The 17,950-nt window shown below is 68.6% G+C and carries 17 protein-coding genes and 2 pseudogenes; 7 read left to right on the top strand and 12 right to left on the bottom strand.

What is annotated here, in order from left to right; genetic code table 11:
- Window positions 1-33 precede the first annotated feature (33 nt).
- The 4 genes from rdgB to ACQP2E_RS04680 all read right to left on the bottom strand — a co-directional run bounded on the left by rdgB (window position 34) and on the right by ACQP2E_RS04680 (window position 3,512).
- Window positions 34-648 (bottom strand): RdgB/HAM1 family non-canonical purine NTP pyrophosphatase, encoded by a 615-nt coding sequence (rdgB, locus tag ACQP2E_RS04695; RefSeq protein ID WP_433828643.1) that lies wholly within the window; start codon window positions 646-648, stop codon window positions 34-36.
- A gap of 85 nt (window positions 649-733) precedes the next feature.
- The gene (rph, locus tag ACQP2E_RS04690; protein WP_433828642.1) at window positions 734-1,462 is read right to left on the bottom strand and encodes a ribonuclease PH; all 729 of its coding nucleotides are present in this window, start codon (window positions 1,460-1,462) and stop codon (window positions 734-736) included.
- A gap of 10 nt (window positions 1,463-1,472) precedes the next feature.
- A complete protein-coding gene (locus tag ACQP2E_RS04685; protein WP_433828641.1) occupies window positions 1,473-2,699 on the bottom strand; it encodes a glycosyltransferase in 1,227 nt (408 codons plus the stop codon).
- Window positions 2,700-2,765: 66 nt separating this feature from the next.
- Entirely contained in the window at window positions 2,766-3,512 is a 747-nt protein-coding gene (locus ACQP2E_RS04680; RefSeq protein WP_433828640.1) for an MBL fold metallo-hydrolase, read from the bottom strand.
- Between the two features lie 285 nt (window positions 3,513-3,797).
- Between ACQP2E_RS04680 and ACQP2E_RS04675 the strand changes: the two genes are divergently transcribed.
- On the top strand, window positions 3,798-4,181 hold the full coding sequence (locus ACQP2E_RS04675) for a hypothetical protein (RefSeq protein ID WP_433828639.1): 384 nt from the start codon (window positions 3,798-3,800) through the stop codon (window positions 4,179-4,181).
- A 43-nt stretch (window positions 4,182-4,224) separates the two neighbouring features.
- On the opposite strand, the gene ACQP2E_RS04670 is transcribed toward ACQP2E_RS04675, so the two are convergent.
- From ACQP2E_RS04670 to clpS, 5 genes and pseudogenes are all read right to left on the bottom strand, one after another.
- Window positions 4,225-5,190 (bottom strand): PLP-dependent cysteine synthase family protein, encoded by a 966-nt coding sequence (locus tag ACQP2E_RS04670; protein ID WP_433828638.1) that lies wholly within the window; start codon window positions 5,188-5,190, stop codon window positions 4,225-4,227.
- 4 nt (window positions 5,191-5,194) lie between these two features.
- Window positions 5,195-5,509, bottom strand: a complete 315-nt coding sequence (locus tag ACQP2E_RS04665; RefSeq protein WP_433828637.1) for a MoaD family protein — start codon at window positions 5,507-5,509, stop codon at window positions 5,195-5,197.
- Window positions 5,510-5,572: 63 nt separating this feature from the next.
- Window positions 5,573-6,063: pseudogene (locus ACQP2E_RS04660) on the bottom strand (Mov34/MPN/PAD-1 family protein).
- Window positions 6,064-6,122: 59 nt separating this feature from the next.
- A complete protein-coding gene (locus ACQP2E_RS04655; RefSeq protein ID WP_433828636.1) occupies window positions 6,123-6,623 on the bottom strand; it encodes a DUF2017 domain-containing protein in 501 nt (166 codons plus the stop codon).
- Window positions 6,624-6,683: 60 nt separating this feature from the next.
- Window positions 6,684-6,974 (bottom strand): ATP-dependent Clp protease adapter ClpS, encoded by a 291-nt coding sequence (gene clpS / locus ACQP2E_RS04650; RefSeq protein WP_433828635.1) that lies wholly within the window; start codon window positions 6,972-6,974, stop codon window positions 6,684-6,686.
- 117 nt (window positions 6,975-7,091) lie between these two features.
- Between clpS and ACQP2E_RS04645 the strand changes: the two genes are divergently transcribed.
- The 5 genes from ACQP2E_RS04645 (at window position 7,092) to ACQP2E_RS04625 (ending at window position 11,163) form a co-directional block, all read left to right on the top strand.
- Window positions 7,092-8,378 carry a nicotinate phosphoribosyltransferase gene (locus tag ACQP2E_RS04645; protein ID WP_433828634.1) on the top strand — a complete coding sequence of 429 codons (1,287 nt, stop codon included), beginning with the start codon at window positions 7,092-7,094 and terminating at the stop codon, window positions 8,376-8,378.
- A 10-nt stretch (window positions 8,379-8,388) separates the two neighbouring features.
- The gene (locus ACQP2E_RS04640) at window positions 8,389-8,967 is read left to right on the top strand and encodes an isochorismatase family protein (RefSeq protein ID WP_433828633.1); all 579 of its coding nucleotides are present in this window, start codon (window positions 8,389-8,391) and stop codon (window positions 8,965-8,967) included.
- Between the two features lie 65 nt (window positions 8,968-9,032).
- The gene (locus ACQP2E_RS04635) at window positions 9,033-9,674 is read left to right on the top strand and encodes a GNAT family N-acetyltransferase (protein WP_433828632.1); all 642 of its coding nucleotides are present in this window, start codon (window positions 9,033-9,035) and stop codon (window positions 9,672-9,674) included.
- Between the two features lie 72 nt (window positions 9,675-9,746).
- Window positions 9,747-10,532: an RBBP9/YdeN family alpha/beta hydrolase gene (locus tag ACQP2E_RS04630; protein ID WP_433828631.1), complete on the top strand. Its 786-nt coding sequence runs from the start codon at window positions 9,747-9,749 to the stop codon at window positions 10,530-10,532.
- A 376-nt stretch (window positions 10,533-10,908) separates the two neighbouring features.
- Entirely contained in the window at window positions 10,909-11,163 is a 255-nt protein-coding gene (locus tag ACQP2E_RS04625) for a hypothetical protein (protein WP_433828630.1), read from the top strand.
- A 1,039-nt stretch (window positions 11,164-12,202) separates the two neighbouring features.
- Here ACQP2E_RS04625 and ACQP2E_RS04620 read toward each other — a convergent pair.
- From ACQP2E_RS04620 to ACQP2E_RS04610, 3 genes and pseudogenes are all read right to left on the bottom strand, one after another.
- Window positions 12,203-13,444: pseudogene (locus ACQP2E_RS04620) on the bottom strand (MFS transporter); the annotation flags it as partial.
- A gap of 182 nt (window positions 13,445-13,626) precedes the next feature.
- Window positions 13,627-15,366, bottom strand: coding sequence for an aa3-type cytochrome oxidase subunit I (gene ctaD, locus ACQP2E_RS04615; RefSeq protein ID WP_433828629.1), 1,740 nt, complete (start codon window positions 15,364-15,366; stop codon window positions 13,627-13,629).
- A gap of 159 nt (window positions 15,367-15,525) precedes the next feature.
- Window positions 15,526-16,632 carry an FAD-dependent monooxygenase gene (locus ACQP2E_RS04610; protein WP_433828628.1) on the bottom strand — a complete coding sequence of 369 codons (1,107 nt, stop codon included), beginning with the start codon at window positions 16,630-16,632 and terminating at the stop codon, window positions 15,526-15,528.
- A 214-nt stretch (window positions 16,633-16,846) separates the two neighbouring features.
- Here ACQP2E_RS04610 and ACQP2E_RS04605 point away from each other — a divergent pair, with 214 nt between their 5' ends.
- The gene (locus tag ACQP2E_RS04605; protein WP_433828627.1) at window positions 16,847-17,917 is read left to right on the top strand and encodes a DNA polymerase ligase N-terminal domain-containing protein; all 1,071 of its coding nucleotides are present in this window, start codon (window positions 16,847-16,849) and stop codon (window positions 17,915-17,917) included.
- Window positions 17,918-17,950: the final 33 nt, after the last annotated feature.

The raw sequence follows: 17,950 nt of genomic DNA, 5'->3' as shown, positions 1-17,950 counted from the left end.
TTTCGATTTGCGGCGGCCCACCCCGGGCGTTCGTCAGCGGGGTAGTTCTTTGGCGATCACCTTTGCGAGCTCGCGGAACGCCTTGCCGCGGTGGCTGATCGCGTCCTTCTCGGCCGGGGTGAGCTCGGCGTTGGTGCGCTGCTGGCCGTCGCCGATGAAGATCGGGTCGTAACCGAAGCCGCCCTCGCCGCGGCGGCTGCGCAGCAGCTTGCCGGTCTGGCGGCCCTCGACCAGGTGCTCGCGGCCGTTCGGCAGGACCAGGGCAGCGGCGCAGACGAACGCGCCGCCGCGGTGCTCGTCGGAGACGTCGGAGATCTGCGCCAGCACCAGGTCCAGGTTGGCCTGGTCGTCGCCGTGCTTGCCGGACCAGCGGGCGCTGAAGACGCCGGGCATGCCGTTGAGCGCGTTCACCGCGATGCCGGAGTCGTCGGCCACCGTGGGCAGGCCGGTGCGCCTCGCGCCCTCACGAGCCTTGATCAGGGCGTTCTCGCCGAACGTCAGGCCGGTCTCCGGCACGTCCGGGTAATCCGGGAAGTCGCCGATGCCGGCCAGGTCGATCTGGGCGCGGCCGAGAGCAGCGTCCAGGATGCGCTGGAGCTCGGCCAGCTTCTTCTTGTTGCCGGTCGCGAGCAACAGCCGGGCGCTCATGCTGTTCCCCCTTTGGCATGCCCTTCTGGCCCTCGCGTGCGAGGAGGTGCGACTGCTGCGGCTGAGTGCCGCTCGGTGCAGGCGGTCATGCCGCGAGGGCCTTCTGCTGAGCGGCCGCCAGCTCGGCGCACCCGAGCACACCGAGGTCCAGCATCGCGTCCATCTGAGCCCGTTTGAACACGCCGTTCTCCCCGGTGCCCTGCACCTCGACGAAGTCTCCCCCGGCGGTGCAGACGATGTTCATGTCGACCTCGGCGGCGACGTCCTCGAGGTACATCAGGTCGAGGCGCGGCTCGCCGTCGACGATGCCGACGCTGACCGCCTGGATCGAGGTGTGCAGCACCTTGTCCACCTTGCCGGCGAGCGACTTGCGCCCGGACAGCCAGGTGACCGCGTCGTGCAGAGCCACATAGGCCCCGGTGATCGCGGCGGTGCGGGTGCCGCCGTCGGCCTGGAGCACGTCGCAGTCGAGGACGATCGAGTTCTCCCCGAGCGCCTTGAGGTCGATGCAGGCACGCAGGCTACGGCCGATCAGACGGGAGATCTCTTGGGTACGCCCACCGAGCTTGCCCTTGACACTTTCCCGATCGCCACGGGTGTTCGTGGCCCGGGGCAGCATCGAGTACTCAGCCGTGACCCAGCCTTGGCCCGAGCCCTTGCGCCAGCGCGGCACCCCCTCGGTGACACTCGCGGTGCAGAGCACCCGGGTGTTGCCGAACTCCACCAGGACCGAGCCCTCGGGGTGGATGCTCCAATGCCGGGAAAGCGTCACCGGTCGCAGCTGGTCGGCCGTACGGCCGTCGGGTCGCGCCATGCCCCCAACCCTATGCGTAACGCGCCGCGCCGGCTTCGTCCGCCCCGGGCTTCCGGCTCGGCGGCACCGCTGAGCGCATCAGCGGCGCGGCAGGGCGCAGCAGAGCAGCGGTGCGGACCGCCGCCGGCGACGGCTCCGGGATCGCGTCGTGTGCGCGCAGGAAGCCTTCCACGGCGGCCGGCCAGCCGAAGTTCTCGGCGCGGGCGCGGGCCGCCGCACGGCGTTCCACCCGGGGACGTTCCATCAGGTTGCTGACCGCGTCGGCGAACGCGTCCGCGGTGCCCGGCACGGCGATACCGGCGTCGCCGACCACCTCGGGCAGGGCGCTCTGCTCGTTCACCACGACCGGGGTGCCGCAGGCCAGCGACTCCAGCGCGGTCAGGCCGAACGTCTCCACCGGCCCGGGCGCGAGGGTCACGTCCGCGCTGGCGAGCAGCGCGGCCACGTCGGCACGCTCGGAGATGTGCCCGGCGAAGCGGACCGGAAGCCGGGCACCTCGGTACGCCAGAGCGGTACGCCGAGTGCCGTCACCGGCCATCACGAGGACCGCCGGGATCTTGCCGTTGCGCAGCGCGGCCACCGCGTCGACGGCCAGCTCCGGCCGTTTCGCGGCGGACAGGCGGCTGGCGTAGACGAGCAGCAGTTCGTCGGGGCGCGCGTACCGGGACCGGACGCTGACGTCCATCCGGCTCGGGTGGAAGAGGTCGAGGTCGACGCCGAGCGGGACCTCCACCAGGTTCGGCACGTCCAGCCGGCGGAACTCGGCGGCGGCGAACGAGGTGGTGCATACGATCGTGTCGAAGGCCTCGGCGGTACGCCTGTTGAACCGGTCGGCGAGGGCGTCGCGTTTCGGCATGCCCCAGACGCCGAGGACGCCGGCGAGGCTCTCGTGCGAGACCATCATCGACGGCACGCCGCGTTGCCGTGCCCAGTTGCCGGTCCAGCGCAGCGTGGTGCGGTCGGAGACCTCGATCCGGTCCGGCTCCAGGCTGTCCAGCAGTTTCGTGATCTCACGCCGGCCGGCGAGCACCCGGTAACCACCGGTGCGCGGCAGCGGCGCGCTGGGCAGGGTGATGACCCGGCCCTGCTTTGTCATCTTGTCCGAGTAACGACGGCCCGGAATGATCAGAACGGCTTCGTGCCCGGCCTGCTGGTAACCGCGGCCGAGCTGTCGCAGGGCGGTGCGCAGACCACCGGTGTGTACCGTGACGAAGTTGGCGAGCCGAACGATGCGCAATGCGACAACTCCAAGATCACGACCCGTGGTGCATCGGTGCAGCCGACTCCGCCCCCGCACTCCGGCTCAGAGATCGTATCTGGCCCCGGGACGGACGACTTCGACCGGTCCCGCGTACGCGGCGCTGGCCGCTTCCACAATAGATGCCTCGCTGGCCCAAGCCGGCACCAGATGGGTCAGCAGCAGGCGTCCGACGTCCGCCTTGGTGGCCGCCTCGCCCGCTTCGCCACCGGTCAGGTGCAGGTCAGGCGGGTTGGGGGCGCCGTCGAGGTAACTCGCCTCACACAGGAACAGGTCAGCACCCGCGGCCAGACGCAGCAGGGCGTCACACGGCGCGGTGTCCGACGAGTACGCCAGAACCCGCCCGTTGTGCTCGACACGGACCCCGTAGGTCTCGACGGGGTGGTTGACCCGATCGACAGTGACGGTCAGCGGACCGATCGGGAACGTGCCCGGCTGAAGCCCGTAGAACGTGTAGACGTCGTCGACCGGCTCGCCCTCGGTGCTGTACGCCGCGGCGATCCGCTCGGCGGCGCCCAGCGGCGCATAGACCGGCACCGGCGGCAACGGGCCGGCCGGCTCGTAACGGCGGACCACGACGTAGGTGCACGCGTCCAGCATGTGATCGCAGTGCAGATGGGTGAGCAGGATCGCGTCGATCTTGCGCATGTCCGAGTACCGCTGGAGCGCGGACAACGAACCGGAACCGAAGTCGATCAAGAGTCGGTATCCCTCGGCCTCAACGAGATAGGCCGAACATGCCGACTCGGGGCCGGGGAAACTGCCGGCACAACCGAGAACGGTCAGTCGCATGCGGTTTCCTCTGGCTCACATCGGGTTGAACAACACCGGGTCACCCACGCCGTTGTCCACTCCCCGCCCGACGGGTCTGCGCTTGACTTGTCAGACCAGTCAATCACGGTGCGAAGCGTACGCCCCGACCAGCGCTTCGCGTAAACAACTGATCGATTTGTCGTCAAATCGACAACGTACGTCACAACGGCCGTGACCTCTGTCATCACGATTTCTGCCGTCACGTCCGGTGACCTCTTGGCGTTGCTCAGGGTAGTACGTCGAAGGTCATCTGATGGAGGCGACGTGACCGCGGTCGAACAGGCCCGCACTACCCGTACCGAGCCCCTGGAAAACGCCCCGATTCTCGCCTCCGGCGACGATCCCGGCGTCTTCCGCTTCCCGGCTCCGGAGGATCCGGCACCACGCCTCGCCAAGATCCTTGCGATGGCGCTGTACGGCACCGCGCTCGGTCTGACCGGCGTGGGCGTCGGCCTGTACGCGGTGATCGCCGTCTTCGGCGGAGCGCCCGGCTGGTACCTACCGGTGCTGGGCCTGCTCACCGGGCTGAGCGTGGTGCCGACAGCGGCCGCGTTCCTCGCCATCCACGAGCGGAACCTGCCGTGGTGGCTACTGCTCGCGGCCGCGCCGCCGATGGCCGCCGCCGTGGCGGTGGCCATCTCCTACTGAGCCTGCTTCTTACTCCTAACAGGGCCTGCTTCTTACCAAAGGCCTAAGCCCAGAGCTGCCCTTCGAGGGCTTCTTCGGCGTCGTTGAGTGTGCCGCCGTACGCGCCCGTCGACAGGTACTTCCAACCGCCGTCGGCGATCACGAAGGCCACGTCGGCACGCTCGCCTTTCTTGACGGCGTCATGCGCCACGGCGAGCGCCGCGTGCAGAATCGCGCCGCTGGAGAAGCCCGCGAAGATGCCCTCGACCTCGACCAGCTGACGGGTACGCAGAACCGCGTCCCGGGTGCCGACCGAGAACCGCCGGGTCAGCACCGAGGCGTCGTACAGCTCCGGGACGTAGCCCTCGTCGATGTTGCGCAGGCCGTAGACCAGTTCGCCGTACCGAGGCTCGGCCGCGACGATCTGGATGCCTTCGACCTTCTCCCTCAGGAACCGGCCGGTGCCCATCAGGGTGCCGGTGGTGCCCAGACCGGCCACGAAGTGCGTGATCGTCGGCAGGTCGTGCAGCAGTTCCGGACCGGTGGTCTCGTAGTGCGCGCGGGCGTTCGCCGAGTTGCCGTACTGATAGAGCATCTTCCAGTCGGGATGTTCGGCGGCGATCTGCTTCGCTGTCGCGACTGCTTGGTTCGAGCCGCCGGCGGCCGGCGAGAAGATGATCTCAGCGCCGTACATCCGGAGGATCTGGATCCGCTCGCCCGAGACGTTCTCCGGCATCACGCAAACCAGCCGGTAACCCCGCAGCTTCGCCACCATCGCCAGGGCGATGCCGGTGTTGCCGCTCGTCGGTTCCAGGATGGTGTCGCCGGGACGCAGGTGGCCGGACTCCTCGGCCTCGCGGACCATGAACAGTGCCGCGCGGTCCTTGATGCTGCCGGTCGGGTTCCGGTCCTCGAGTTTCGCCCAGAGCCGCACCGGCGGCGCCCCTTCGGGCACCACCGGGGACAGCCGGGGCAGGCCGACGAGCGGCGTGCCCCCGCACGCGTCTAAAAGGCTCTCGTAACGAGCCATCAGATCAGAGCCCGAGGTACGCGGCCGCTGCCGCGAAGCCCAGGGCGCCGCCGGCGACGGCCGGCAGGATGGTGATCGAGTCGCCGTCCTTGACCTTCGCGTCGAGCGCGCCGAGGAAGCGGACGTCCTCGTCGTTGACGTAGATGTTCACGAACCGGTGCAGGTTGCCCTCGGTCGTGATGAGCCGGCCCTTGAGGCCGCTGTGCTTGGCGTCCAGGTCGTCGATCAGGCCGGAGAGCGTGTCACCGGAGCCCTCGACGATCTTCGAACCGCCGGTGTAGCTGCGCAGGATGGTGGGTACGCGGACTTCGATAGCCATGACTGCATTGCTCCTAGAGAGTGTCGTTCACGAGGGAAAAGCGAAACGGGTCGGGACGGTCGCTCAGCGACACTCGTAGACCACCGACACCGGGCTCTGCCCGAACATGCACGACTGCACGGCACTCACCTTCACGCGTCCACCGTCGCATCCACGATGTTGACCTTTTCTTCGGTCACCACACCGTCCACGATACGGAACGATCGGATCTCTTCCGCATCCGGCTCACGGGTCGAGACGAGGAGATAGTGCGCGTCCGGCCAACCGGCGATGTCCGCGTCGGTCCGCGACGGGTACGCCTCGGTCGCGGTGTGCGAGTGGTAGATGACCACTGCTTCCTCGTCGCGGTCGTCCATCTCGCGCCAGACCCGCAGGTATTCCATCGAGTCGAACTCGTAGAAGGTCATCGAGCGGGCCGCGTTGTCCATCGCGATGTGCCGGCTGGGAACGTCGCTGCCGATCGGCCCGGCGACGACGCCACAGGCCTCGTCCGGGTGGTCCCGGCGGGCGTGGGCGACGATCGCGTCGATGATCGCCTTGTCGATGGTCAGCACGAGGTTCACATTACCGAAGTATTTCGGCCGGCCGGGCGTGGCAGTGCACACACCGGCAGCTACTTGATCTCCGGCAGAGCGTTCAGCAGCGACTCCTGGAGATAACCCAGGTACGCGTAGACCGACAGCTGGAAGACCCGGCTGGAACCCGGGTCCTCAAGGACCGCGTCGTCCAGCTCCTCGCCCAGATCGGTGTCGGCCTGGATCTCCAGACGGGTACCCATCGCCAGCCGGGCGTCGTTGATCGCCCGGAGCCAGGCCTCGGCGGCCTCGCCGTCGAGGCGTACCTCGCCCTCGCCCTCGTCCGGCAGGGCCGCGAGGATCGCGCCGGCCTGGTCGATCTTGCCGGTCTTGAGATCACCCTCGGTGTAGAGCCGGAACTCCTGCGAGTCGTCGGGCAGCTCCGGATAGATGTCCGGAAAGAGCCGGGACACCACCGGATCGGTGTGGTCCATGCCCTCGGTCAGCAGGCCGACCACTTCGGCGGCCACTTTCCGCAGCACGCGCACCTCATCGTGCTCGAAGGTGGCCACACATTGACCGCCGACGCGTCGGAACATGCTCTTCCCCACCCGCTTTTTGTTGCCGGCTCTGCGTAAGGACTCTGCGTGAAGGCCCGATCAGGACCGGTCGACCGTAGCCCAGAGACCGTATCCGTGCAGTTGGTTGGCGTCCATTTCCATGCGCTCCCGGGCGCCGGTGGAAACCACCGCCTTGCCCTTGGTGTGCACATCCATCATCAGCTGCTCCGCCTTCTCCTTGCTGTAGCCGAAGAGCTTCTGAAAGACCCAGGTCACGTATGACATGAGGTTGACCGGGTCGTCCCAGACGATGGTCACCCACGGCCGGTCAGCGGCCTGTTCTTCCTCGATCTCCGGCGTCTCGACGGGAGCGACCTGTGGTAACGCCATGCCCCCATGTTGCCACCGGATTCGGCGGATCGGTGAACCGGAGCGCCGAACCGCAGGTCAGGAACCGTTCCGCGCCCGCGCGCCGCAGTTGTCGGTCCGGCGCAATAGGGTAGGTCCGTGGAGACCAGCACCCCCGCCTTGATGACGGATCACTACGAGCTGACCATGATCAGCGCCGCGCTCAAGGACGGGACAGCGTCACGCTCCTGTGTCTTCGAGGTCTTCTCCCGCCGGTTGCCCACCGGCCGGAGGTACGGCGTGGTGGCCGGCACCGGCCGTCTCATCGAGCTGCTCAGGGACTTCCGGTTCGACCCGGCCGAGGTCGATTACCTGCGCTCGGCCGGCATCGTGGACGAGACGACCGCCGCCTGGCTGACGAGTTACCGCTTCACCGGCGACGTCGAGGGTTACCCCGAGGGGGAGCTCTTCTTCCCCGGTTCGCCGATCCTGACCGTTTCCGGCACGTTCGCCGAGTGCGTGGTGCTGGAGACGCTGATCCTGTCGGTGCTCAACCACGACAGCGCCATCGCGGCGGCGGCGGCCCGCATGGTCACCGCGGCACGGGGTCGTCCGATCATCGAGATGGGCTCTCGGCGTACCCATGAGCATGCGGCTGTGGCGGCCGCGCGCGCGGCCTATCTCGCGGGTTTCGCCTCGACGTCGAACCTCGCGGCCGGCCGTGCCTTCGGCATCCCGACCACCGGCACGTCGGCGCACGCGTTCACGCTGCTGCACGACGACGAGCCGACGGCGTTCGGCTCGCAGGTGGCGGCCCTCGGCAAGAACACCACGCTGCTCGTCGACACCTACGACATCAGCCAGGGCATCCGCAACGCGATCGCGGTCGCCGGGCCGGACCTGCGAGCCGTGCGGATCGACTCGGGCGACCTGTCGGTGCTGGCCCAGCACTCCCGTGAGCTGCTGGACTCGCTCGGCGCCACCGAAACCAAGATCATCGTCTCGGGCGACATGGACGAGTACTCGATCGCCACCCTCGCCGCCGAGCCCGTCGACATGTACGGCGCCGGCACCGCGGTGGTCACCGGCTCCGGCGCACCCACCGCCGGCCTCGTCTACAAACTCGTCGAGGTCGACGGCCGCCCGGTCGTGAAACGCTCCGAGAACAAGGCGACGGTCGGCGGCCGCAAGATCGCCGTCCGCCGGCACAAGCCGACCGGCACCGCCATCGAGGAGATCATCTACTCCCAGGGCGTGCCCGATCACCAGGCCAACGACCGCATGCTCCAGCAGTCCTTCATCACCGCCGGCGAGGTGCAGCCGATGCCGTCGCTGATCGAGTCCCGCGAGCACCTGCGGCAGTGCCTGATCTCCATCCCGTGGGAGGGCCTCAAGCTCTCCTCCGGCGATCCCGCCATCCCCGTAGTCATAGTTCCCACCGCATAGGGGTTTCGCTGTGTCTCGTGCGCTGATCATCGTCGACGTTCAGAACGACTTCTGCGAAGGTGGCTCGCTGGCCGTTGCCGGCGGCGCCGCGGTCGCCAAGGGCATCTCGCTGGTGCTCGACAAGGCCGGCAAGCGATGGGACCACGTCGTCGCCACCAAGGACTGGCACATCGACCCCGGTGCCCACTTCAGCGACAACCCCGACTACGTCGACTCCTGGCCGGTGCACTGCGTGGCCGGCTCCACCGGTTCGGAATTCCACCCCGAACTCGCCACCGACCGCATCGAGGCCGTCTTCCACAAGGGCGAATACGAGGCGGCCTACTCCGGCTTCGAAGGCCGCTCCGAGTCGGGCGAAACCCTCGCAGCCTGGCTGCAAGGCAAGGGAGTCACCGACGTCGAGGTCGTGGGCATCGCCACAGACCATTGCGTACGCGCAACCGCCCTCGACGCCGCCGCAGCGGGATTCGGTACGACGGTGGTCCTGGAGCTGACCGCCGGCGTCGCCCGGGCCACCACGGACACCGCCCTGGAGCAGCTGCGCGCCGCCTCGGTCGCCACCACTGGCACTCCGGTTGTCGACGCCTGAGATCAGGCCGTCAACCGGGGCCGCCCGGGCGGCCCCGCACTTGATGCATCTGAGATTCTGAACCGATGCTTGTCGATCTCTGGCCGCTGTTCGGCCTCATCGTCCGTACACCCCGCCTGGAGTTGCGCCTGCCCCGCGAGGAGGAGCTGGCAACGCTCGCCGAGGTCGCTTCGCGGGGCGCTTTCCAGCCCGGTGAGCAGCCGTTCCTCACCCCGTGGGGCGACGGCACCCCGGCCGGGCGAGCGCGGGCCGTGCTGACCGGCCAGTGGAACGCCCTGGCGGGCTGGAAGGCATCGCGGTGGGAGCTGCCGCTCGCCGTCCTCGTCGCCGGCACACCGATCGGCATGGTCGCGCTGATGGGCCGCGACTTCCCGGTGGTCCGCCAGGTCAGCACCTGGTCCTGGCTGGGGCTCGAACATCACGGCCAGGGGTACGGCACGGAGGCGCGTGCCGGGTTGCTCGCCCTCGCTTTCGATCATTTGGGTGCGGCGTCCGCGCGTACCGACGTCTTCCAGGACAACCACGCTTCCCAGGCGGTTTCCCGCAAGCTGGGCTACGAGCCGGACGGCATCTCGATCGACGCCCGCGGCGATGAGGCCCTGGTCTCCGACCGCCTCCGCCTGACCCGGTCCCGGTGGGGTTCCGCACCCCGGATCCCGGTCACTGTCGAAGGCCTGAAACCCTGCCTGCCCTGGTTCGATGCATGATCGGTGGCTCGGCTGGCTCGGCTGGCTCGGTTTGTCTCGGTTGTCTCGGCGCTCAGGAGGGATGATCAACAGATGAGTGAGAGCTTCCTTCTGCTGCACGGCTGGCAGAACCGCCGCCCACCTGAACACTGGCAACACTGGCTGGCCGGCGAGCTGATCAAACTCGGACACTCAGTCGACTACCCCCAGCTGCCCGATCCGGACTTCCCCCTGCTGGAGGACTGGCTGGCCGAGTTGCGTACCCGGGTGGCCGCGATGAGCGGCAACCGGCGGACGGTGCTCTGCCACAGCCTGGGTTGCCTGTTGTGGCTGAACGCGGCGGCCCGAGCGGAGGTCCCACTCCAGGTGGACCGGGTCCTGCTGGTAGCACCCCCGTCCCCGTCGATCACCCTGAGCAACCCAGAAATAGCCGGCTTCGCCATCACAGCGGCGGTCCCGGGCTCCAGTCCGCTGCCCGCGACGCCCGGGCCAACTCCCCCAACCGCGGCGCCCGGCTCCGCTCGCCCAGCTGTGGCACCGGGCTCTGCTCCGCCGGCGGTGACGCCCGGCTCCGCTCGCCCAGCTGTGGCACCGGGCTCTGCTCTGCCGGCGGTGACACCCGGCTCCGTTCTGCCTACGGTGACACCCGCGCAGTTGGCGGCGGCGTCCCGCTACACGCGCTTGGTGGGCACCGACAACGATCCGTACTTCCCCGATGACATCCGCAAGGTCTTCGGCACCCCGCTGAACCTCCCGACCGACGTCCTCCCGGGAGCAGCACACCTCAACATGCACTCGGGCTACGGCCCGTGGCCCTCAGTCCTCGCCTGGTCCATAGGCCCAGACGCCACCCCGATCGAACTACGCCCCACCTCCTGACCCGGCCTCACCACACCCCGTACCTACGTCCCCACTGCGGCCACCACCCCACCGCCCCCGTGGCCGTACCGGGCCGTGGCCGTACCGGGCCGTGGCCGTACCGGGCCGTGGCCGTACCGGGCCGTGGCCGTACCGGGCCGTTCCCGTACCGGGCCGTTCCCGTACCGGGCCGTTCCCGTGTCGTGCCCGTGGCTGAGAACCCACAGTGCGCCCCTCTCCACCCGCGACAGGAACCCACCGTGCGCTCCCATCTCGCGTGTGATGAACGCCCACAGTGCGTTCCCGTCTCACCGTGATGGACGCACACGGTGCGCTACCGCCTCGCCGTGACAGGAACCCACAGTGCGCTGCCGTCACGCCGAGATAGGCATCCACGGTGAGCTGCCGCGTTCGCCGCACACCCAGCCGGGCCCGGCGTGGGCTGGCGCGGCTGGTCCGGCGCGGCGTGGTCCAGCGCGGCGTGGTCCAGCGCGGCGTGGTCCAGCGCGGCGTGGTCCGGCGCGGCGTGGTCCGGCGCGGCGTCGCCCAGCGGATCTTGAGCGATCTTCGACACTGCGAGGTGCAGGATCACTCAAGATCCAGTGGGTGCGCCGCCTCCACCTGGGCGGTGAGCGCATATGTGAGCGTTTGAGTGTGCCACCGCCCCCGGAACGGCGGTGAGCACACGCGAGTCCGGCACGACCGGCGCGGGATCTTTGAAGCTTTCGCGGACGGGGTTCGAGTCATAGCCACTCGCTGATGTCCGCTCAAGTCTCGTCTGCCGGTCTCGTTGACTCGCGTCACGCCGGTATGGCGGGGATTCAACAAGATCGACGGATGGGTGGGCGTGCGGCATCGCGCCGGCTGCCGGACGCCGGGCGCTGGACCTGCCGGGTCGGTGGTGGCTGGCTTTCCTCGATCTTGTCGAATTTCACGAACACGCCGCCTCTCAAGTCAACAAGATCGACGAGGAGTTCCAGATCTTGTGGAGGTCCCCGCAAACGGTTCGGGGAAGTCCACAAGATCTGCGAGGGAGGCGAGGGGCGCGTGAAGACATGCGGCTTGCGATCGCCAGCCCGAGCACGACTACGACCCCGGCTCTGACCCTGACCCTGACCCCGACCCCGGCACCGACCCCGGCCCCGGCTCCGGCTCCGGCCCCGGTTCCGGCTGACCGTGAAAGGTCTCTAGACCACACCCGTGCGGGACAGGGCCGCACACAACGGCATTGCCGGACAGATCAGGGCGCACGTAACGGCACTGTGCGACTTCATCCACGCCAGGGCCCAGGGCCGAGATGCGAGCCCACACACGTGCTCGGTGTGGCCTCGTCCCCGCTGGTGGCGCCTTCTGTGTGCCTGCGTTCCGGCCAATCGTCCGTCAGCCGATCGGCATGCGACAACGAAAGCCGACGGGAGCGAGAAAGTTCAAGATCTCGAGCCTCAGCCTGCTCCGGGTCAGCTGCGCTTGACCAGCCCGTTCGCCGGCTCCGGGTCGGCAGGCGCGCGCTCGGCAGGCGCCGACACAGGCCCCGCCACCGACACAGGCACTGCCACCGGCCCAGGCCCTGCCACGGGCACCGGCCCTGCCGCCGACACAGGCCCCGCCGCCGACACAGGCCCCGCCACCGGCAGCGCAGACCCTGCCGCTGGAACCGGATCCGGCTCCAGCGCCGGGACCACGGCCGGGACGACGGCCGGGACCACGGCCGGGACCGGGACCGCCGCCGGGACCGGGACCGCGACCGGCTTCGGGAGGGCTGTGCTTCGTCTGTGCCTCAGCTCCGCCGGCAGCACCGCCAGCGCCACCAGAACACCGACAGCGCCCACCGCGGCGAAGCCCCACGCCGCGCCCTTCATGTCGATGGCCAGGCCGGCCAGCGGGCCGCCCAGGGCGACTCCGACGGTCAGCGCCGAGTTGTGCAGGCCCATTGCCTCACCGCGGGCGGCGGCCGGGATCATGCGGCTGATCTCGGTGGAGCTCGCGGTGATGGTCGGGGCGCAGAGGGCGCCGGCCGGGATCAGCAGGAGGGCGAGCAGCCACCAGTGGTCGCCGCCGAGGCCGACCGGGATGGTGAGGACGGCCATCGGGGCGAAGAGGGCGACGGCGGAGAGGCCACGCCGGATCGTCCCGTACGCGAAACCGCCCACCAGCGAGCAGAACGCCCACAGGGACAGCACCAAACCGGTCCAGTGCACCTCGCCGGACTCGCGCAGCACCGCGACGACGGCCACGTCGGTGCCGGCGAGCACCAGGGTGGCGGCCATCGTGACGGCGAGGATGGCGACGAAGCGCGGCTTGAGCCAGCTGCGCCGGGGCACCCGCTCGCCGCTGGTGACCGGTGCCTCGTGCGCTGCCCGGGTGGGCGGGTTGAGCAGCCAGAGGCCGATGCCGGAAAGCAGGATGCCGCCGGCGATGGTCAGCATGGCGACGCGCGGGCCGGCGGTGGTCGCGATCAGTACGCCGAGGGCGGGGCCGGCCATGAACGAGATCTCGGTGGTGATCGAGTCGAGGGCGAAGGCGGGCAGCCGATGCGACTCGGGGGTGAGTGCGGCGATCGACTGCCGGGCCACCGAGAACGCCGGCAGCGCCAGGAAGCCGCCGACGACGGCGACCGGGAGCAGAGCCCAGTACGGCAAGGCCTGCGCCACCAGCCAATAAATCATCTCGGCCACCGTGGTGAGCACGAGCACCAGGCGCAGCCCACGCCGGTCGATGAGGCGGCCCATCACCGGGGCGCCGAACGACCCGCCGATGGTGGCCGCAGCGCCGACCAGCCCGGCCGCACCGTAACCCCGGCCGAGATCAGTGACGACGTGCAGCGTGAGCACCACCGCAGCGGCCGCGATAGGTATGCGGGCGAGCGTGGCGACCACGAGCAGCGACGGGATCTTCGGCAGCGCGAGGGTTTCCCGGTAAGGCGTGAGCAACATGACGATCCTGACCTCCGCCGCCGATCCTCCCCCAGGGGTACGACAAGACACCACCGGGTTTGACGAGGGTCACGTAACACGACGGAAACGGGCCGGCCCAGATGGGCCGACCCGTTCGAAAAGCCAGATGGGCCGGCTCGCTCAAAAAGCCCAGATGGGCCGACCCGTTCGAAAAGCAGAGATCAGCTGCGGTCTTCCTGGTACGTCGCGCCGCCGTCCGACTCCGAACTCAGCGGACGGGCGCCACCTTCCGGCGGGCCGGCGAGGGAGTGACCGGCGGCCAGCTCCGGGAACTTCTCGTCGAACGCGGGGCGCTCGGAGCGGATCCGCGGCATCCGGTCGAAGTTACGCAGCGGGGGCGGGCTCGTGGTGGCCCACTCCAGCGAGTTGCCGTGACCCCACGGGTCGTTCGCCGTGGCGATCCGGCCGACCTTGTACGACTTCCACACGTTGTAGATGAACGGCAGGGTCGACAGGCCGAGGACGAACGAGCCGATCGTCGAGAACGTGTTCAGGAAGGTGAACCCGTCAGACGGCAGGTAGTCCGCGTACCGTCGCGGCATGCCTTCGGTGCCCAGCCAGTGCTGCACCAGGAACGTCGCGTGGAAGCCGATGAACGTCAGCCAGAAGTGAATCTTGGCGAGGCGCTCGTCCATGTAACGGCCGAACATCTTCGGGAACCAGAAGTAGATGCCCGCGAAGACCGCGAACACGATGGTGCCGAAGAGCACGTAGTGGAAGTGCGCGATCACGAAGTACGAGTCGGAGACGTGGAAGTCGATCGGCGGAGCCGCCAGCAGCACGCCGGAGAGACCACCGAAGAGGAACGTCACCAGGAAGCCGACCGCGAAGAGCATCGGCGACTCGAAGCTGATCTGGCCGCGCCACATGGTGCCGATCCAGACGAAGAACTTCATGCCGGTCGGTACCGCGATCAGGAAGCTCAGGAAGCTGAAGAACGGCAGCAGTACCTGGCCGGTGGCGAACATGTGGTGGGCCCACACGCTCATCGACAGCGCGCCGATCAGCAGCGTCGCGGCGACCAGGCCCTTGTAACCGAAGACCGGCTTGCGGCTGAAGACCGGGATGACCTCGGTGATGATGCCGAAGAACGGCAGCGCGATGATGTACACCTCGGGGTGGCCGAAGAACCAGAAGAGGTGCTGCCAGAGCATCGGCCCGCCGGTCGCCACGTCGAAGACGTGCGCGCCGAGGACGCGGTCGGCGGCGAGCGCGAAGAGCGCGGCTGCCAGGAACGGGAAGACCAGGATCGCGAGCAGGGCCGTGACCAGCATGTTCCAGGTCATGATCGGCATCCGGAACATCGTCATGCCGGGAGCGCGCAGGGTGATGATCGTGGTGATCAGGTTGACCGAACCGAGGATCGTGCCCAAGCCGGAAAGGGCCAGGCCGACGACCCACATGTTCCCGCCGACGCCCGGCGAGTGCAGTGAGTTGCTCAGCGGTGTGTACGCGAACCAGCCGAAGTCGGCCGCGCCACCCGGCGTCGCGAACCCGCCGATGGTGATCAGGCCACCGAAGAGGTAAAGCCAGTAGGCGAACGCGTTCAGCCGCGGGAACGACACGTCGGGCGCGCCGATCTGGATCGGCACGACGTAGTTGCCGAAAGCGAACACGATCGGCGTCGCGAAGAACAGCAGCATGATCGTGCCGTGCATGGTGAACAGCTGGTTGTACTGTTCCGGCGACAGGACCTGCATGCCCGGACGGGCCAGCTCGGCGCGCATCAGCAGGGCCATCAGGCCACCCAGCATGAAGAACACGAAGGCCGTGATCATGTACATGATCCCGATCTGCTTCGCGTCCGTCGTGCGCAGGATCCGAGCAAAAGCCGAACCCTTGACCTGCCGTCGCACCGGATACGGTCGGGTCGCGATCGGCGACGGCGCAACGGTCGTCACGAAATGCCTCCGTTGTCTCGTTCGTCCCTCTAGGGATTACCTGAAGATCCGGGCGTATCCCGTGGGCAGAATAGTCCCCCTGATGACCTTCGGCTGGCGCGGGGTGACCCAACCGCCCCCGATGGACAGCACCCCGCCCCTGAGAAAAACCTCGACCCTCTAAACCGGAGACACCAGCTCGCGATAGTGGTCGGTGAAGATACGAAGCCCGCGCCGCCGCAACATCGGGTCGCGCAGCGTGGGCGGCACGTCACGCGTCCTGTCGCGTTCCCTGGTCCGCTCGCGCACCTCGGCGCACCGCGGCCGGCGCCGATCCTCGTAATTGCGCAGGGCAGCGGGGATGTCGTCAACACTGGCGCGGAGTTCCTGGCCGAGCACGTATCCGTCCTCGAACGACATCGCCGCACCCTGGGCCAGCGTCGGCGCGGTGGCGTGCGCGGCATCACCGAGCAGCACGACCGGGCCTTTGGACCAGCTCGGCAGCACGACCTCGTCGGTCCGCGCCACCTGCACTTTCTCCACCTTGTCCAGGATGGCCGCGACCGGGCCGCCGAACGAGCCGAACAGCTCGATCAGCCGGGCACGGGGATCGTCCGGGTTCGGGCTGTCCGGCGCGGTCTCGTCGGCGTAGCAATAGATCTTGCGGCCGCCCATCGGCATCGCAACGAACGACGCACGCCGCCCGAGCACCGCGGTCCAGTCGGTGAGCGGCGGACCGCCGCTGACCACCGAGCGGTAGACGATCTGCCCGGTCGGGACGGCCGGCCCACCGAGACCGACTTTTTCCCGGATCGTTGAGCGGCGGCCGTCGGCACCGATGACCAGGTCGTACTCGGAGACGGCGCCGGTTGAGAACTCGACCTTCGCGGCGCCGTCGACGATTTCCAGCCCGGTGACCTCGGTCTCGAAACGCACCTCGCCGCCGACACCGGTGAGCAGAACCTGCTGGAGGTCGGCCCGGGACAGCGCCCGGGACTCGCCGACACCGGCCCAGAGAGCCGCGACGTCCATCTCGAAGAGCTGGCGGCCGCGGGAGTCCAGGAAGACCTGACGGAAGATCAGATCGCCGAGCGGACGCAGCGGGACATCGAGTCCGAGCAGCCGCAACGCACGCGACGCGTTGCCCGGTAGATAGATGCCGGCACCGGGCACGACGGTGGCCGGCAGAGCCTCCACCACCTCCGGCCGGAAGCCGGCGACGCGTAGCCCCCGCGCCGCAGCCAGGCCGGCAATGCCGGCGCCCACCACGAGGATGCGCAAGGTCATCGCACCAACGCTTTCTTGTCGATGGATACGCGTCGGAGCCAAGACACTACCCCCCGCCATCGTCGCGGGGGAACACCCGCGATCAACATCGAGTCCGATTTGTTCGCACCATCCCGCTCGTGTGCATGTGGACTCACCCTTCCGCCTGTGAACACGCCCCTCGGCCGAGTTACACCGGTGTATTTATCGATTCGCGCGGGCAGACAATCAACTCATGACGGACCGCCTCGACGAGTACCGCAGCAAGCGGGACGCACGGCGCACCCCGGAGCCCGTTCCGGCAGGGAAAACCCAGGACACGCAACAGCGACGCTTCGTCATCCAGCAGCACCACGCCCGCAGCCTGCACTGGGACGTCCGCCTCGAACACGACGGCGTGCTGGTCTCCTTCGCCGTTCCCCGTGGGCTCCCCCGCGACCAGGCCCGCAACAACCTGGCCAAACACACCGAGGACCACCCGCTCGAATACCTCGATTTCGCCGGTGTGATCCCGGCCGGCGAATACGGCGGCGGCCGGATGACCATCCACGACCACGGCACCTACGAGATCGACAAGTGGCGTGACGACGAGATCGGTGTGACCTTCGATGGCGAGCGCACCCGCGGACGCTACGTCTTTTTCCAGACCGATGGACGCGACTGGATGGTTCGCCGGATGGACCCGCCCGAACCGGGCTGGGAGTCGATGCCCGAATCAGTCCCGCCGATGCTCGCAACGAGAACCACCGGACTCCCGGCCGACGACGCCGACTGGGGATACGAGATGGGCTGGGGCGGTCACCGTGTCTCGGCGTACATCAATGGTGGAAGGTCTCGGCTGATCGACGCCGACGGCGTCGACGTGACCTCGTGGTTCCCGGAGATCCGGCCTTTGGGTCCGGCGCTCGCGCCGGTCGAGGTCGTGCTCGACGGCGAGATCGTCACGTTCGACGGCGCGCGACCCTCGCCTGATCTTCTGGCTCGGCGCAGAGCGCCGAAAGACCCTGCCGCGGCACGGCGCGCGGCGGAGCGCACGCCTGCGCAATTCCTGGTGTACGACCTGCTCTGGCTGGAGGGTCACTCCACGATGGAGCTTGTTCGGTACGCCGAACGCCGCGAGCTTCTCGACGGCCTGACCCTGGCCGGCGATCACTGGCAGACCCCGCCGTTCTTCGCGGGCGGCGGCGAGTTCGCGCTGGAAGCCGCACGCGCGCAGGGCTTGCCCTCAGTGGTGGCGAAGCGGCTGGATTCGCCCTACCTGCCGGGCCGCCGCAGCCGTCTCTGGCTGAACATCCGGGCGGATTAACCCTTCAGATCCGGCCATCTCCTGCCGATCACA

This window comes from Actinoplanes sp. CA-015351 (assembly GCF_050955685.1).
Classification (GTDB): domain Bacteria; phylum Actinomycetota; class Actinomycetes; order Mycobacteriales; family Micromonosporaceae; genus Actinoplanes.
This window is presented reverse-complemented; position numbering and strand designations above follow the sequence as displayed.

What these genes read in the sequence shown, in the direction of transcription:
- clpS (WP_433828635.1), bottom strand. Translation starts at nt 6,974, where the DNA reads ATGGCGTTACCACAGGTCGCTCCCGTCGAGACGCCGGAGATCGAGGAA.
- ACQP2E_RS04610 (WP_433828628.1), bottom strand. Translation starts at nt 16,632, where the DNA reads ATGACCTTGCGCATCCTCGTGGTGGGCGCCGGCATTGCCGGCCTGGCT.
- ACQP2E_RS04605 (WP_433828627.1), top strand. Translation starts at nt 16,847, where the DNA reads ATGACGGACCGCCTCGACGAGTACCGCAGCAAGCGGGACGCACGGCGC.
- ACQP2E_RS04665 (WP_433828637.1), bottom strand. Translation starts at nt 5,509, where the DNA reads ATGGCTATCGAAGTCCGCGTACCCACCATCCTGCGCAGCTACACCGGC.
- ACQP2E_RS04655 (WP_433828636.1), bottom strand. Translation starts at nt 6,623, where the DNA reads ATGTTCCGACGCGTCGGCGGTCAATGTGTGGCCACCTTCGAGCACGAT.
- ACQP2E_RS04630 (WP_433828631.1), top strand. Translation starts at nt 9,747, where the DNA reads ATGAGTGAGAGCTTCCTTCTGCTGCACGGCTGGCAGAACCGCCGCCCA.
- rph (WP_433828642.1), bottom strand. Translation starts at nt 1,462, where the DNA reads ATGGCGCGACCCGACGGCCGTACGGCCGACCAGCTGCGACCGGTGACG.
- ACQP2E_RS04670 (WP_433828638.1), bottom strand. Translation starts at nt 5,190, where the DNA reads ATGGCTCGTTACGAGAGCCTTTTAGACGCGTGCGGGGGCACGCCGCTC.
- rdgB (WP_433828643.1), bottom strand. Translation starts at nt 648, where the DNA reads ATGAGCGCCCGGCTGTTGCTCGCGACCGGCAACAAGAAGAAGCTGGCC.
- ACQP2E_RS04680 (WP_433828640.1), bottom strand. Translation starts at nt 3,512, where the DNA reads ATGCGACTGACCGTTCTCGGTTGTGCCGGCAGTTTCCCCGGCCCCGAG.
- ACQP2E_RS04635 (WP_433828632.1), top strand. Translation starts at nt 9,033, where the DNA reads ATGCTTGTCGATCTCTGGCCGCTGTTCGGCCTCATCGTCCGTACACCC.